Here is a 14,732-nt window from a genome sequence, read left to right on the forward strand (position 1 = left end):
TAGTCTTTTGATGGAAGTATTTTACGAGTTTACCTTGCGGGTATATTGTATGATAATAAACCCCTCTCTATCGAAAGGGGTTATAAAAAAATTGAAAAGTATCTTAAAGGTTTTCGGTATTTAGCTTCTTAAAATACTAAAGGAATAAAACTACTTAATTTCCTCAATCACACTACCACACGTGAGCATCGCATCGCCATAATAGGGGTTACGAATTTCTTCTTCCGTGCTTAGCCAAACTGCGCCTTTATTATTATTTGCCATTGGACACTTCTGAACGTATAGCATCGCATCGGTTCCATTTACACTCATCGCAATGGGCACCATATTTTCATTTAATATCACGAAATGGTCACGTTGATTTTCAAGATTGTCGTTCGTTGCAATGGCATCGAGCATTTCGATACTTTTCTTGATATGTGATTGTTCCATACTACCGAGACTTTTAATATCAGCGGATTTTAAAGATGTTGATGTTGCTTTCGCGAAAGCGGAAACCTGATTTGCATCGCTCGCTACCAAAGCATCTTTCATCTGTAAATAAGGCTTGAGCGCTTTTTTAAATTGCCTCTGAAAATTCTCTGAAAATTCCATTTCCATTTCAGACATTGGCATCTCAGATGCCTGTTCTTTTCCCTGATTCATCATAGATTTTTTGCCTTGTAGCTGTGCTGCTGCATCTACCGTAAAGGTTCCGTTGGTCACAATCTCATCGCCATTTTGTAAGCCCTCTATTACAGCATAATTTTCGCCATTACGATTTCCGATGGTCACTTCACGCATTTCAAAAACGGGTTCGTTGGGATTGGTCTTTATATAGACCAATGAACGTTCGCCTGTCCACATAACAGCACTTGCTGGAACCGTAATAACTTGGTTGTTCATCTTCATTTGCCCTTTGAGTTTGCCAGTTACAAACATTCCTGGTTTAAAGAGGTCATCTGTATTTTTAAGTGTTGCTCTAACCGTAACCGTTCTCGTTGCATTTTTTAAGATGGGGTCAATGAAAGAAACCGTGGCGTCAAATTCTTTATTGGCATAGGCATTGGTTACTACCTTTATTTTCTGACCTACTTTTAAATCTGAAATTTGATTTTCATAGGCATCAAATTCTGCCCAGACCGAATTCAAATTGCTTACTTTCAAAATGGGCTGACCTTGTTTTACATAATCGCCTTCTCGTGACATCACTTCTGAAACCGTTCCTGAAACGGTAGCATAGATTGGAAAATTATCGCGCACGTTTCCAGAGGATTCTATGGCATCAATCTGGCTATCAGAAAGCTTCCAATTTTTCAATTTATTTCGCACTGCTTTATACAATGCTGGCTGTGATTCTTTTAAAGAAGCTGTCGTGAGCAATTCTTGCTGTGCAGCGACCAAATTTGGCGCATAAATAGTGGCCAGTAATTGACCACGATTTACCTTCTGGCCTTCATAGTTGACATTCAAGCGCTCGATACGGCCATCAAAATAGCTTGCTTGTACGGCATTGTTTTCTTCATTGGTGGCGATTTTGCCCGAAAGTGAAATCATCCCATCGGTTTCGGACATTGTGCTATTACCAACCATAGTGGTTTGAATGTTGGCCAGTGCCATTGCATTCTCTGTCATTTTAATCTCATTCATTGCGAGACCTTCAGCACCAGATTCAGCAGGTATTAAATCCATTCCACATATAGGGCAGTCGCCTGCTTCTGGTTGCATAATCTGTGGGTGCATTGAGCAGGTCCACATTTGGTTTTCTGATTCGCCCGAATGGTCGTGGGTATCTGACATATCAGAGACGTCCTTGTTTGCATTGGCATCACTTCCAGAATTTCCAAAAATGAGCCAACCTGCTAATAATCCTACAATTACTGCGACTGCCATATATAAAATGTTCTTGTTCATACTATTTTTCGTTTTGTAACCTATCAATCATTTGCTTCATTTCTTCAATTTCCTTTCGTTGCGCTTTGATGATATCTTCGGCTAATTTTTTCACTTCTGGGTCTTTAATGTCTGCACGCTCGCTTGTTAAAATTGCTATTGAATGATGCGGAATCATTGCTTTCATCCAGAGCACATCGCCCACAGTTGATTTTTGGTCACGTACCAGTCCCAACGCACCTGCAAATAGAACGATACTTCCCAAAACAATGGCGATATTCTTCTTTTTATTTTGGTACATTCCACGCATTGCTACAAACATTATAATGGCCATCGCCGCAATCCCTAAACAGACCATATAAAAGCGGGTTAGACTGAACCATACGTGGTCCCACTCATAAGTGTTTAGGTACATCGTGATGTACATAGCGACGAAGGATGCTGCGAGCATTCCTACAAATTTTGTGTACTGATTTTTCTTTTTGTGTTCATTAGAATTTTCCATAATAGTTGATTTTAAGGTAATTATTTACGTTTTGTTTTAATTATTTTTCTAATAGTTGGTGAACTGGTGTACCAAAGTAGAAATCCACTTAACACCGTTATCAAGCCTAAAAGCGAAAAAGCTCTTAACACTATTGTATTAAAATTGTCTCGCCCTTGATAGTCCATAGTGTGGGTCATCCAGAGGAAATCGAACCAACGCCAATCGCGATGACGTACGGTTTGAAAAGCGCCATTCTCAATCGCCACGTAGGCTTTTAAATTTTCATCGGTTTTATATGAAATCTCATAAGCTGGTAATGGTCTTCCGCGGTACTCGTGGTGGTCGCCTACAGATTCAATCCGTTGTATTTGGTTAAATTCTAAATCAGCCAACATATAGCGTTCTGCTACTTTGATTGCTTCTTGTTCCGTGAGCTCGTCTTTCTTTGTTCCTGTAAGTGCATTATAAAGCACAGTCTCATTAATCCAATAGTAGGGCTCATCCGCTATTTCAAGTAATTCTAATGACTTAATCGGTTCCTGAATATTCAGTTGAGAACTTCCTATCAAATCTGAAAATTCAGTTTGTTCAGGAATCTCTTTTTTAAAATGGTCGCCGTGTATCTCATCAATATCTGTCCAGCTGAAATACATTCCACTAATTGTCCACATCAAGAACTGAATACCTAAAAAGATACCCAGATAGCGATGCGCTTTTCTTATTTTTAGTGCTGTTTTTCTTTTGACCATTTTATTTTACTTCAAAAGGAAATTCAACAAGAACCTTTTCCCAACTCAAGCTAATTGTTCCTGAATCATTGGTGGTCTTTGTTACGTTGTATTCTAAATGTTCCTTGATTTCTTCGGAAATTTTGGGGGTTACTTTAAACCGCAACACATCATCTTTCTCGTCATATTCATCTTTGCCGTGCTGGTTCCAGTTTGTATTAAAAATAATAGTCCATTCCTCTTGGTTCGGAATAACAAAGAACCCGTATTTCCCTGCCTTCAATTCTTTACCGTCAATGGTCAAGTCCTTATTGGTTTCCATCCAAGTGGCCATATGGGCTCCTGCTTGCCAAACGGTGTCATAAGGCAGTAAACCGCCAAAAATGATACGTTTACGAACTCCTGGCGATGAATAATCAATATGAATATGTGCATCGCCCACCATCGCCATTGCACTTGTATGCGGACTCAATGGTTTTTTATTAGCAGGTACTGCATTTGTTGAATTTTGCTCTGTTTTTTCGGTAATGGGCAATTCTTGTGCTTCCTTTGAAGTTTCTTTACAAGAAGCTAAAAGGATAATACATAATAGAATGATACAATCTTTCATTTTATAGGATGGTTTAGTTAATTGATTTTGTTCTGAGTCTAAGTGCGTTTGCTATTACAGAAACCGAACTAAAACTCATTGCCAAAGCCGCAATCATAGGCGATAACAGAATTCCGAAAAATGGGAATAATACTCCTGCCGCAATTGGTACACCCAGCGTGTTGTATATCATAGCAAAAAACAGATTCTGTTTGATGTTCCGCATAACTTTGTGGCTAAGGTTTCTTGCTTTTACGATACCGTGCAAATCGCCTTTTACCAAGGTTATCATCGCGCTTTCTATAGCGACATCGGTTCCTGTGCCCATTGCGATACCCACATCACTTTTAGCCAGAGCTGGTGCATCGTTTATACCATCGCCTGCCATTGCAACTATGTGACCTTGTTCTTGTAGTTTTTTAACCTCGTCCAGTTTGTTTTCGGGTAGCATACCCGCTTTGAAGTCGGCGAGATTGAGTTCGCTGGCAACTGCCTGGGCGGTATCGCGATTATCTCCGGTAAGCATTATTACTTCGATACCTTTATCCTGTAATTCTTTAATTGCCTTGGCACTCGTTTCTTTTATTTTATCGCCAATAACCACATAGCCTGAAACTTCGCCATCAATGGATAAGTAGGAAACCGTTTTTCCCTGTTTCTGAAAGGATTGTGCTTCGGTTTCCATTTCAGGCGATAGTGTGGCATTGGCATACTCCATCATTTTGGCATTTCCCAAATCGAGCTTCTTGCCATCAACTGTTCCTTCTACGCCTTTTCCGGTTACTGCGCTAAAGTTTTCGGTTTTTGATATTTCGACCTTCTGCTCCTTTCCATATTTCACGGTAGCTTCGGCAAGGGGATGCTCGCTGGAACTGTTTAGGGATGCGATAAAATGCAGAATTTCGCATTCGCGAAAGCGAGATTCATCAAACGACCCAATTTTCTCAACCGTTGGTTTCCCTTCCGTAATGGTTCCTGTTTTATCAACGATAAGGGTGTCCACTTTGTCCATTTTCTCTAAGGCTTCGGCATTCTTAATTAGGACACCATTTTGGGCGCCTTTACCAACACCTACCATAACGGACATCGGTGTTGCCAATCCTAACGCACACGGACAAGCAATAATCAATACGGCAATGGCATTTACAAGGGCAAATACATAAGCTGGCTCTGGTCCCCAAATTGCCCAGACAATAAAGGTGATGACCGCAATGATTACTACCACGGGTACAAAATAGCCTGAAACGGTATCTGCCAATTTCTGGATTGGGGCACGACTGCGACTGGCATCGTTGACCATATGTATGATTTGGGAAAGCAAGGTGTCGCTACCCACTTTTTCGGCTTCCATCAAGAAAGACTGATTCCCGTTAATGGTACCGCTACTTACTTTATCTTCTACAGTCTTATTTACTGGAATAGGTTCTCCTGAAATCATTGATTCATCTACGGTAGTTTCGCCTTCGGTAATTTTGCCGTCCACAGGGATTTTATCTCCCGGTTTCACTCTAAGGATATCTCCTTTTTCAATCTGGTCTATGGAAACTTCTTCCTCTTTTCCATCAACTACTTTAATGGCTTTATTGGGTGCGAGTTTCAATAGTTCCTTAACTGCTGAATTGGTTTTGCTATGCGCACGCGCTTCCAAAACCTGACCCATCAGTACCAGCGTGAGAATTACGGTAGCAGCTTCAAAATACACGTGAACCGCACCTGATTCTGTTTTAAACTGTTCGGGAAAAAAGTCTGGAAACAGCATCCCAAAAACACTAAAGAGCCAAGCCACGCCTGCACCTATACCGATTAAGGTGAACATATTGAGATTCCACGTTTTAATACTACGGTAGGCACGTTCAAAGAACATCCAAGTGGCATAAAATACCACGGGAATGGAAAGCCCAAATTGAATCCAGTTCCACCATTTCTGTTCCATTATATCATAAAGTGGATTGTTGGGAATCATTTCACTCATAGCGATTATGAAAATAGGAAGCGTAAAGGCTACTGCTATCCAGAATTTCTTAATCAACTTATTATATGTTTTCTCTTCGGCAGATAAATCAGGTTCCATCGGCACCAAATCCATACCACATATAGGGCAAGCTCCAGCTTCATCTTTGATAATTTCTGGGTGCATTGGACACGTCCAGAGTTCTGAAGTTGTAGCCGACAAATTTTGTTCTTCGACTAAATCCATTCCGCAGACTGGGCAGTCGCCTGGCTTATCGTAGGTTTTGTCGCCTTCACAATGCATTGGACAGTAGAATGTGCCTGTTCCTTTGCCTTTGGGTTTTTGCTTTTTCGCGGAAGCGGAATCGTCTTTATGATGATGCTCGCCTGGTTTGTGAATACTGTACGAACCGCCGTCTTTTTTCAATGCTTTCTGAAATGTTTCGATAGGAATATGAGATTCCATTTCAATAGTAGCCTCTTCTTTTTCTAAATTAACCGAAGCGTTAGTCACACCTTCCACTTTAGATAGTGTTTGCTCAACGTGATTTCGGCAACCGTTGCAGGTCATCCCTTGTATGTGATAGGTGTGTTTCATTTTTATTGAATTATGAATTTAATAATCAAACCTCCTGCAAGCCATACATAACAAATGAATGCTGCATATTTTAAGATGGTTTCTAACAATTGGCTTTTTGGTGCCATCTCGCTCATTGAATGCTCTACATCTTTTCGCTTGAAGAACCCCAGGTAGATTAAGTAACCCGATATGGCCAAGAAGGCTATATTTAAAAAGAAAGTGTAGTTTATTTTGAAATGGTCCTTATCTTGAATATTTACTTGCGAAGGGTCTGGTATTAAATCAAGAAAATTAAAACCATAGTGAAGTATTAATGAAGCCGATATAAGAGCCGTAAAGAGTAAGAACAAAATGAAAAGTGACATTTTCCAGCCATAATATTTGGCATTTATACGTAATACGGGAAACACAACTAAATCACTGAAAATAAATGCCATTACGCCAGCAAAACTTACACCCTTGCCGAAAAGTAAGGCGGCCAGCGGAATATTGCCCATACTTCCTATAAATGTTAAAAATGCTGCGATAGGCCCCACTATGATATGTTCAAGAATTTCTAAGAAGGTAAAATCATTAGTACCCTTGCCGCTATTGATGAATAAGGTTTCAAAGAATGCATCTGGGACGAATGCCGCCGTAATCCCTGCAATGGTGAATCCAACAGTTACGTCCTTCCAAACCATTGACCATTCCATTTTGTATTTTCTGGCAACTTTAGCCCAGTTTGCTTCTTTTTTTATCTCTGATTTCCAATCGTCATCTTGACCTTTGCTCTCGTCATTTTCGTTGCCATCATCTTTGAGATTCTTGCGTGCCTTTTCTATTAATTTTTTAGGATTTATGATTCGAATCAGTAACCAACTGACCAATATCAACAGAATACCACCTAAGTATTCGCCTACTACAAATTGCCAGCCCAAAAAGATTGAAATAAGAATGCCCAATTCGATAACCAAGTTGGTGGAAGCCAATAGAAATGCAATCGATGAGACGAAACTGGCACCTTTCTTAAAGATTGATTTCGTACCAGCTAGCGCCGAGAAGCTGCAAGAACTACTGATAAAACCGAAGAAGGTACCCAGCAATATGCTCTTGCCTTCATTCTTACCCATTGCTTCTTGCATTTTTTGCCTAGTTACAAAAACTTGAATCATACTGCTGATTATATAACCAACTACAAAAGCCCATAGAGCTGTCCAGAAAAATCCTACTGAGGTAAAGGCTGCTTCTGCCCAGGATTTTAAAAAATCATTCATATTTTTCTATTTTAATATTATTGATGTTAGCGATACCGAAAACCAAGACAAAAAACCGTAAAGCCACTTGTAGCATCACCAAGGTTTTGGCCACCATTGATACCGGAACGATATCCCCATATCCAACCGAGGAAAATGTAATTGTACTCAGGTACAAATACTCAAAGAGTATTTCTGATGTTGAGCTAACGAGACCAGAACTATTCTTGAAATTCGTTTCATCAAAAATGTGAAGGGCTGCATAGTCGGTTGCAAAGGACAAGAGTATCAATCCAATCAGTAAAGCAAATAGTACGAGAATATGGCTCATTAAATGACTCTGCGCTATAATCTTCATCAACTGGTTAAACGAAAGCTTTACAATGAAATAGATTTTGACGATTGACAGAGCTAAAATCACATACTCTGACCAGCTATTATCTAACCTAGAAAAGAGCACAATATTTATCAGACCAGCTGCTATTACTACTGAAATAGTAAGCCAAGCTTTTCCGAAAAGTTGTTTGTAAAACGAATCTATCTTTTCCAATTTCTTTAATGCTTTTTATTTGTGCCTGACAAGGGAAGAGTTACTAACCAACCATCATATTTCCCTTCCCATATCAGGACTTTATAAATCATCTTTTAATCGTTGTATATATTTTACCAATTTCGATTTTGCCATCGTGTCTAGTTTAGCATTTTGATGTATTATTATATAGCTATTCATAGGCATTTCTCCACTTTCTACTTGTTTAATGATAGACCGTAACTTACTTCTCTTTCTCCTATCAGAATAATTGCTCCACTCATTAAAATTCAGTTCTGCTTTTCCTTCTTTAATATGGTTTTCTAAAAACCAAGCTGCGGGCTGAATTTTACTATACCAAGGATAAGCAGTGTTATTACTGTGACAATCATAGCAGGACACCTTGAGTTGATTCTCAATATCTAACGGTACTTTATTAACCATCATAAAATCAGTTTCAAGTGTTGTATAGCTTTCATTTTTATCCACCGGAAAAAATTGAATAACGATTAACGCAATAAGCGCTACCCAAGCTATGATTTTTAGAAATTTCATTTAGTTTATTTCTCTCTGTACTTTACCACATCTCAACATTGAACTACCGTAATACGGATTTAAGACATTTTCTTCTTTGCTTAACCAAGCAGTACCACCATCATACATAGGGCAATATTGCTCGTACAGTTTTGTTGCTGTTCCTGTTATAGCTACCATATCTGTAATGTCTTTACTTAAAACTTTGAAATGCTCGCGTTGATGTTTGATGTCGCTTTCCGAAATGTGCTCTGCGTGTTCTGTTGCATCTTCGATTATGTCATTTAATTCTGATTTTTCATTGTCCGAATAGTTGGATGCATCAAATGCTTTTAGGGATTGAGCCATTGTATTCCCCAATTCCTTTGCTTTACCATTGTCATCGTTTACAAGCGCATCTTTTAAGTTGAAATAATCATTCAGGATTGCTGCTGCTTTTGCATCCTCATTGTCACTCATTACCATATCGTCCTTGTCATCCATAGATTCTTGGTGCATCTCGTTGCTCATCGGCGCAGCAGCTTCTTCTTTGTTTCCGTTTTTACAGGAAACTGTTAAAAATATTGTGGCAGCCAGTGCCATTGTACTCATTGTTCTTTTTACTGTTTTCATTTTATTTAGCTTTCGGTTTATAATTTCATTTGTTTTGGTCCGATGTAATCCAATAAATCCGTTAGGGATTTTTTTACTTCTGCACTCAACTTTTTAATTTCAGATTTTTCTGAAAATGACCAAGTTTTCTCTGTATCCTCAATTGAAACTTCAACCAAGGTCTCTCCTTTAATTTTTTTAATGCTAATTTTACAGGGAATTAAAGTTGTCATCTGTACATCGTAAGACAGTAAATCAGCTGCTGTTTTCTTATTACAGACCAATAAAATCTTATGGCTAGACTGATTTTTGATATGGTTATTGAGATATTTTTCAATATCCATTTCGGCGATAATATCAAAGTCTGCCTTTTTTTAGACTTTCCCTTAATTGTGCAAGTGCTTCATCGAATGTGAGTGAGCCATATCTTCTTACAAAGCAATAGGGCGTATTTCTACTCTCTGTATAGTTTTGATCTGGTGTTTCTTGTATAGTATCCTTTTCTGTTCCCATAACCATATCAATTTAATTGATTAATTACACGCTTTAATTTTTCTGATATTTCATTGGCTATCTCTGTAAGTTTTTCATTCTTTACAGCTTGCATTGAAGCTAGAGGGTTTACTGCTGCTATTTCAACAGTATTTTCATTTTTCTGCTGAACAATAACATTACAAGGCAACATGGCACCTATTTTATCTTCGGCCTCTAAGGCTTGATGAGCAAAGGGCGGGTTGCAGGCTCCCAAAATCTGATACCGCTTAAAATCTACATCGAGTTTCTTTTTTAGGGTTTCGTTTACATTGATTTCGGTAAGGATACCGAAACCTTCCTTTTTGAGTTTTTCGGTTACTTTGTCTATTACCTCATCGAAATTTTCATTAAGAGTTGTATTAAAATAGTATTTCATAGTTTTTAATTTAAGAGTTTAACGTTTGTTTTTGTTCTTCATATTCTTCTTTGGAAAGTTCGCCTTTAGCAAAACGGTCGTCCAAAATGCCTGAAGGATTTTGCTTCCTTTTTTCCCATTACCGTTACTTTTATTGCCTGAAAAAATCCATATTCCCAGAAATAGAACTAGCAAACCAATTACCCACCAAATACATCATAATCATTTTTATTTTTTTAAGTGTTGTTTATTTTTTTTAAAAACCATTTTTCTCCAGTAAAAACAAGTATCGTTAACACTAATGCTACAATCACTACTAATAGGTCACTAGAAATCTTGATCCATAAGAATGCACCTAGTACAATTATGTCTAGCACAATAGCGGTAATAACTATGGCTGCATTTGCCTCTATTTCTTTTCTTAGGTTTTTTAAAATACCCCAGTGGATGCCGATATCCATAACCAGATAAAGTATGGCGCCTAATGACGCGATTCTTGTCAAATCAAATAAAACGGTCAAGGTGATTGCCGATACTACGGTATAGACCAGCATATGTTTTTGTATGCCCCCTGGCATTCCAAAATGATTATGGGGAATTAAATCCATATCGGTCAACATAGCAGTCATTCTTGAAACTGCAAAAACGCTTGCAATAACCCCAGAAATTGTGGCTACAATGGCAATACCAACGGTAAACCAAAGACCGTATTTCCCAAAGGCAGGTTTCGAAGCTTCCGCTAGCGAATAGTCCTTTGCCTGTATAATTTCTGCTATCGACAGATTAGAGGAAACTGCAAAAGCGACCAAAAGATAGATAAGGGTACAAATGGCCAATGAAATAATAATGGCTCGCCCTACATTTTTATTTGGGTTTACAATTTCACTACCGCTATTGGTTATGGTCGTAAAACCTTTATAGGCTAAAATGGATAAAGCCAAAGCTCCTAGATAACTGGAAACCGAATATTCGGATAAACTGCTTGAGGGAACTACTTCCGAAAAAGAGAATCCCGCAGCCCACAAACCGCCTATCGCAAAAATGGAAATGCCTCCAATTTTTAGAATGGCCATCACCAGAGATGACTTACCAATGATGTTGTTACCCGAAATATTGATTAAGAAAGCGGTAATCAACAACACGACTCCTAAAATTGGAACCCAGACGCTATTGTCGCCTACATCGAACAATTGCAACGTATAAGAGCCGAAAGTACGTGCAACCAAACTTTCGTTAATGACCATAGAAAAAGCCATCAGTAATGCTCCGGAAGCCGTGAGTGCTCCCTTACCATAAATCTTTTTTAGATAGGTGGCAATTCCACCAGCTGATGGATAGGCATTCGATAATTTGATATAGGAATAAGCGCTAAAGCCTGATATAATGGCACCCACCAAAAACGCAATGGGAAACCATTGGCCGGACAGTTCTGCCACCTGGCCCAGCAGGGCAAAAATACCTGCACCTATCATTACCCCTGTACCTAACGATACCGCTCCGGTTAAACTCAGGCTATTTTTTTTATACTCTTTCATTTAAATTAAATTCTAACCAAAAAGCTAGTAACTCATCCTAGTCGCCATTTTATTGGTGTTTGAAATTGCTTTATTTATTCTTCTAATTTTTACTGTTCAATGTTCGTTTTTGTTCTTCATAATCTTCTTTGGATATTTCGCCCTTGGCGAACCGGTTGTCCAGAATATCCATAGGATTTTCCCTTTGCACATTATTTTGTTTATTTCTTCCATTGTATAGAAATACACCTAAGACAAGTACAATCGGTATCAATATCCACCACCACATCATCATAATTTTATAGTTTTAATAGTTAACTAATTGTTTTTATTTGCAGTTACACTAATCTTAAAATTAGAAACTGATTATCCTTTATTTTCCATTTTCTCTTTCATCTTCTTCATCATTTCAGGGTTTTTTTCCATCATTTTCTGCATCATTGCTTCCATCATTTCGGGGTTTTCATTCATCATTTGCATCATTCTTTCTTTCATCGTCTTTTTCATCATTTCGTTATTGTGGATTTTCTCCATCAGCATTTTGCGACCTTTCTCGCCTGACATCATTTTATCGAGCATTTTGGATTGCATCTTCTCCATCATCTCAGGGTTTTTGTCCATCATCTTTTGCATATGAGACTGCATTTTCTCTTTCATTTCGGGATTCTTGTCCATCATCATTTTCATATCGCCAGATTCCATTTGTTCCATATGTGCCTTCATCAACATCTTTTTGGCTTCTTTGCTTTTTTGCGCCTCACTGATGAACTTGGTAAATTGAATAGGGTTGGAAATGATTTCTTGATAAATGGCATCTCTATTTTCTTGGACCTGTAATGTTTCGGTGGCGTTGAAAGTTGATTTGCAACTTATCATTGTTCCCACTAATCCGATTACCATTAAAATTTTTACTGTTGTTTTCATAATTTTCATTTTTAGATTATTAGACAGTTATTTCAAACTGATTTTTTTTAAGAATTGATTTATGTTATTCAATTTTAAAATTTCGCATCATCCCCATATCCTCGTGTTCCAGATTATGACAATGGTAGAGGAACAACCCTTTAAAATCCTCGAAGCGCATTACTAAATCCATGTACATTCCCGGCAATAAATACACGCTATCTTGCCACCCTTCATTTATGAACCCATCTTTTACTGCATTCCATAAGTTCTGGTCAATGTTGTCTATATTTCTGTTTACGATATTAAATTGCAATTGATGAATATGTACAGGATGGGGCATTTGCATCATATTCCCCATACCACCTCCATTACCCATCATACCACCGTTACCGTGCATTCCCATCATACCGCCTCCGTCATTTCCAGCTGCGCTAGTAGTGTTCCCACCGTTATTGATTCTCCAAATCTCAGTGGTATTGAGTTTCACGATTTCATCATCGGCCACTTGCATTCCTTCATAGGTTCTGCCGTTTATAGTCCACTCCATCATATTCTCCATTCCAAAATTGAAGGTTCTTGGCGTATTTCTATTTATGGCATCGGTAAGTTTCAAAGGGGAAATTCTTGATAGGGTTTCGGGCAGGCTTGCTTCATTTTTCTTTGAAACCCCGACCTTGATGCTGAGAATATCGAACTGGCTATTATAAGGCAGCGCATTATCACTAGCATTACCCATCATACCATCGTCCATCATTCCATCTCCCATCATCGCATCCAATGGAATAGGCAGGTGAATCAGCTTTATCTCTTCGTTCTCGTTTTTATTGGTCAGGTCTAGCCAAACATCAACCCGTTGAGCCGGACCCAATAGTAGATACGGTAGCGTTTTATGCTTTTGCAAAAGTCCGCCATCGACCCCGAAAACCGTCAACGGTTCACCGGTATCCCAAGCCAATTTGTAGGCACGAGAATTGGAACCGTTGAGTAATCGTAAGCGATATTTACCGTCTTTGTTTAGTGATAGCGTGTTATCGATTTTACCGTTGATGAGTATTTGGTTTCCTAAAAAACCACGCATCCGGTCCATTTTTCCATTTGGCAAATAGACTAATTGACCACTTTCATCAAATGTCCTGTCCTGAATAACGACCGGAATATCATAATCTCCAGTTGGTAAGTTCAAGGCTTTTTCCTCATCATCTTCAACGATAAACAAACCTGCCAGCCCTTTGTAAACCTGCTCGCCTGTAGTGCGATGCGGATGGGGGTGAAACCAATACATACCTGCGCTGTTCATTACTTCAAATTCATAAAAATACGTCTCGCCATTACCTATCACATATTCTGGATGGCCATCATTCTCGTGCGATACATGCAGCCCGTGCCAATGAATTATGGATTTCTCAGGGATTTCATTTTCAAATCGTATCCTCACCTTATTTCCTTTCTTTACCCGTATTATTGGGCCAAGAGAACTTCCTTCTAATTCTTGTAAGGTACTTTTGGCACCCTTGTATAGGGATGCCCTGTAAGAATAGGTATCCGCCGTGCCACTTGATACTATTTTGGTGTTAGATTTCTCCGCCTTTAATTGAATATCCACGTCGGCATTGAAATCTTTTGATATATTTTTTCCTGCACTTATGCTCTTTTGAGAAGCATCCGATTTACAGGAAACCGCTAATGGTAATAAACAAAGTCCACCAGTAGCGAGACCTATTGTCCCTACAAAATTTCTTCTAGTATATTTATTTTCGTCTTTCATTTCTTTATTCCTGTTTTTATTAAAATCTTGCTAATAGGCCGCCACCCCAACCGTATCGGTTGTTATAGTTGCCTTGGATTGAAAAATTACGTGAAAGTATGTATGCAACCCCTACTAACCATTGTGTTTCACTTTCAAATGATTTGTTGTTCTCTAAATCATTGACCCATCCAAAATCTGCTCTGTACTCGTATTCGCCTTCGAGAAAAATTCTAGGAAAAATCAATAATTCTCTGTCCAAACGTATTCTTGGGCGTAGCTGATGGTCCATACTCACATCTACATTAAATCTATAAGGCGTAAAATATTTTACACCAACCAATCCTACGGTATTAAATGTATCGTAAGAATCTGGTGTTGAAGTTTCGGTATTTACTCCTCCATAAACACGTACCCAATCGTTCAGGTATCTATTATAATTCACTTCTATTTCGGCATTTTGATCGTAGTCAAATTCGGCACGCAAACTATATTCGTTTCGGATATTGCTCGATGTTAAAAAAAGTTCATTAAAGTTTGAACCTACACGAGCCAATCCCCAAGAATAGTAATGGTCTGTCTCA

16 protein-coding genes and 1 pseudogene are annotated in these 14,732 nt (G+C 38.6%); all 17 read right to left on the bottom strand.

What is annotated here, in order from left to right; genetic code table 11:
- Positions 1 to 150: 150 nt before the first annotated feature.
- On the bottom strand, positions 151 to 1,893 hold the full coding sequence (locus CJ305_RS17560) for an efflux RND transporter periplasmic adaptor subunit (protein ID WP_099647605.1): 1,743 nt from the start codon (positions 1,891 to 1,893) through the stop codon (positions 151 to 153).
- A 1-nt stretch (position 1,894) separates the two neighbouring features.
- Complete coding sequence (locus tag CJ305_RS17565) at positions 1,895 to 2,377, bottom strand: DUF305 domain-containing protein (protein WP_099647606.1); 483 nt, start codon at positions 2,375 to 2,377, stop codon at positions 1,895 to 1,897.
- Positions 2,378 to 2,397: 20 nt separating this feature from the next.
- Positions 2,398 to 3,108: a PepSY domain-containing protein gene (locus tag CJ305_RS17570; protein WP_099647607.1), complete on the bottom strand. Its 711-nt coding sequence runs from the start codon at positions 3,106 to 3,108 to the stop codon at positions 2,398 to 2,400.
- 1 nt (position 3,109) lies between these two features.
- Positions 3,110 to 3,697: a DUF2911 domain-containing protein gene (locus CJ305_RS17575; protein ID WP_099647608.1), complete on the bottom strand. Its 588-nt coding sequence runs from the start codon at positions 3,695 to 3,697 to the stop codon at positions 3,110 to 3,112.
- A gap of 13 nt (positions 3,698 to 3,710) precedes the next feature.
- Positions 3,711 to 6,224 carry a heavy metal translocating P-type ATPase gene (locus CJ305_RS17580; protein WP_099647609.1) on the bottom strand — a complete coding sequence of 838 codons (2,514 nt, stop codon included), beginning with the start codon at positions 6,222 to 6,224 and terminating at the stop codon, positions 3,711 to 3,713.
- A 2-nt stretch (positions 6,225 to 6,226) separates the two neighbouring features.
- The gene (locus CJ305_RS17585; protein WP_099647610.1) at positions 6,227 to 7,462 is read right to left on the bottom strand and encodes a permease; all 1,236 of its coding nucleotides are present in this window, start codon (positions 7,460 to 7,462) and stop codon (positions 6,227 to 6,229) included.
- Entirely contained in the window at positions 7,455 to 7,991 is a 537-nt protein-coding gene (locus CJ305_RS17590; protein ID WP_223248923.1) for an ion channel, read from the bottom strand. The genes CJ305_RS17585 and CJ305_RS17590 overlap by 8 nt, the downstream gene beginning before the upstream one ends.
- A gap of 81 nt (positions 7,992 to 8,072) precedes the next feature.
- A complete protein-coding gene (locus CJ305_RS17595) occupies positions 8,073 to 8,525 on the bottom strand; it encodes a heme-binding domain-containing protein (protein WP_099647611.1) in 453 nt (150 codons plus the stop codon).
- On the bottom strand, positions 8,526 to 9,116 hold the full coding sequence (locus CJ305_RS17600; RefSeq protein ID WP_099647612.1) for a DUF3347 domain-containing protein: 591 nt from the start codon (positions 9,114 to 9,116) through the stop codon (positions 8,526 to 8,528). It lies immediately after the preceding gene.
- Positions 9,117 to 9,133: 17 nt separating this feature from the next.
- Positions 9,134 to 9,439: a DUF302 domain-containing protein gene (locus CJ305_RS17605; protein WP_099647613.1), complete on the bottom strand. Its 306-nt coding sequence runs from the start codon at positions 9,437 to 9,439 to the stop codon at positions 9,134 to 9,136.
- Positions 9,440 to 9,615: 176 nt separating this feature from the next.
- Complete coding sequence (locus CJ305_RS17610) at positions 9,616 to 10,005, bottom strand: DUF302 domain-containing protein (protein ID WP_099647614.1); 390 nt, start codon at positions 10,003 to 10,005, stop codon at positions 9,616 to 9,618.
- Positions 10,006 to 10,015: 10 nt separating this feature from the next.
- Entirely contained in the window at positions 10,016 to 10,090 is a 75-nt protein-coding gene (locus CJ305_RS19845) for an SHOCT domain-containing protein (protein WP_223248925.1), read from the bottom strand.
- A 130-nt stretch (positions 10,091 to 10,220) separates the two neighbouring features.
- Positions 10,221 to 11,519, bottom strand: coding sequence for an APC family permease (locus CJ305_RS17620; RefSeq protein WP_099647615.1), 1,299 nt, complete (start codon positions 11,517 to 11,519; stop codon positions 10,221 to 10,223).
- Between the two features lie 82 nt (positions 11,520 to 11,601).
- Positions 11,602 to 11,793, bottom strand: a complete 192-nt coding sequence (locus CJ305_RS19795; protein ID WP_099647616.1) for an SHOCT domain-containing protein — start codon at positions 11,791 to 11,793, stop codon at positions 11,602 to 11,604.
- A gap of 71 nt (positions 11,794 to 11,864) precedes the next feature.
- Positions 11,865 to 12,422: a DUF4175 domain-containing protein gene (locus tag CJ305_RS17630; RefSeq protein ID WP_223248924.1), complete on the bottom strand. Its 558-nt coding sequence runs from the start codon at positions 12,420 to 12,422 to the stop codon at positions 11,865 to 11,867.
- 64 nt (positions 12,423 to 12,486) lie between these two features.
- On the bottom strand, positions 12,487 to 14,169 hold the full coding sequence (locus CJ305_RS17635) for a multicopper oxidase family protein (RefSeq protein WP_099647618.1): 1,683 nt from the start codon (positions 14,167 to 14,169) through the stop codon (positions 12,487 to 12,489).
- A 19-nt stretch (positions 14,170 to 14,188) separates the two neighbouring features.
- A pseudogene (locus CJ305_RS17640) lies at positions 14,189 to 14,732 on the bottom strand (copper resistance protein B); the annotation flags it as partial.

Source organism: Leeuwenhoekiella nanhaiensis (genome assembly GCF_002744755.1).
GTDB lineage: Bacteria > Bacteroidota > Bacteroidia > Flavobacteriales > Flavobacteriaceae > Leeuwenhoekiella > Leeuwenhoekiella nanhaiensis.

What these genes read in the sequence shown, in the direction of transcription:
- CJ305_RS17560 (WP_099647605.1), bottom strand. Translation starts at nt 1,893, where the DNA reads ATGAACAAGAACATTTTATATATGGCAGTCGCAGTAATTGTAGGATTA.
- CJ305_RS17565 (WP_099647606.1), bottom strand. Translation starts at nt 2,377, where the DNA reads ATGGAAAATTCTAATGAACACAAAAAGAAAAATCAGTACACAAAATTT.
- CJ305_RS17570 (WP_099647607.1), bottom strand. Translation starts at nt 3,108, where the DNA reads ATGGTCAAAAGAAAAACAGCACTAAAAATAAGAAAAGCGCATCGCTAT.
- CJ305_RS17575 (WP_099647608.1), bottom strand. Translation starts at nt 3,697, where the DNA reads ATGAAAGATTGTATCATTCTATTATGTATTATCCTTTTAGCTTCTTGT.
- CJ305_RS17580 (WP_099647609.1), bottom strand. Translation starts at nt 6,224, where the DNA reads ATGAAACACACCTATCACATACAAGGGATGACCTGCAACGGTTGCCGA.
- CJ305_RS17585 (WP_099647610.1), bottom strand. Translation starts at nt 7,462, where the DNA reads ATGAATGATTTTTTAAAATCCTGGGCAGAAGCAGCCTTTACCTCAGTA.
- CJ305_RS17595 (WP_099647611.1), bottom strand. Translation starts at nt 8,525, where the DNA reads ATGAAATTTCTAAAAATCATAGCTTGGGTAGCGCTTATTGCGTTAATC.
- CJ305_RS17600 (WP_099647612.1), bottom strand. Translation starts at nt 9,116, where the DNA reads ATGAAAACAGTAAAAAGAACAATGAGTACAATGGCACTGGCTGCCACA.
- CJ305_RS17605 (WP_099647613.1), bottom strand. Translation starts at nt 9,439, where the DNA reads ATGGATATTGAAAAATATCTCAATAACCATATCAAAAATCAGTCTAGC.
- CJ305_RS17610 (WP_099647614.1), bottom strand. Translation starts at nt 10,005, where the DNA reads ATGAAATACTATTTTAATACAACTCTTAATGAAAATTTCGATGAGGTA.
- CJ305_RS17620 (WP_099647615.1), bottom strand. Translation starts at nt 11,519, where the DNA reads ATGAAAGAGTATAAAAAAAATAGCCTGAGTTTAACCGGAGCGGTATCG.
- CJ305_RS19795 (WP_099647616.1), bottom strand. Translation starts at nt 11,793, where the DNA reads ATGATGATGTGGTGGTGGATATTGATACCGATTGTACTTGTCTTAGGT.
- CJ305_RS17630 (WP_223248924.1), bottom strand. Translation starts at nt 12,422, where the DNA reads ATGAAAACAACAGTAAAAATTTTAATGGTAATCGGATTAGTGGGAACA.
- CJ305_RS17635 (WP_099647618.1), bottom strand. Translation starts at nt 14,169, where the DNA reads ATGAAAGACGAAAATAAATATACTAGAAGAAATTTTGTAGGGACAATA.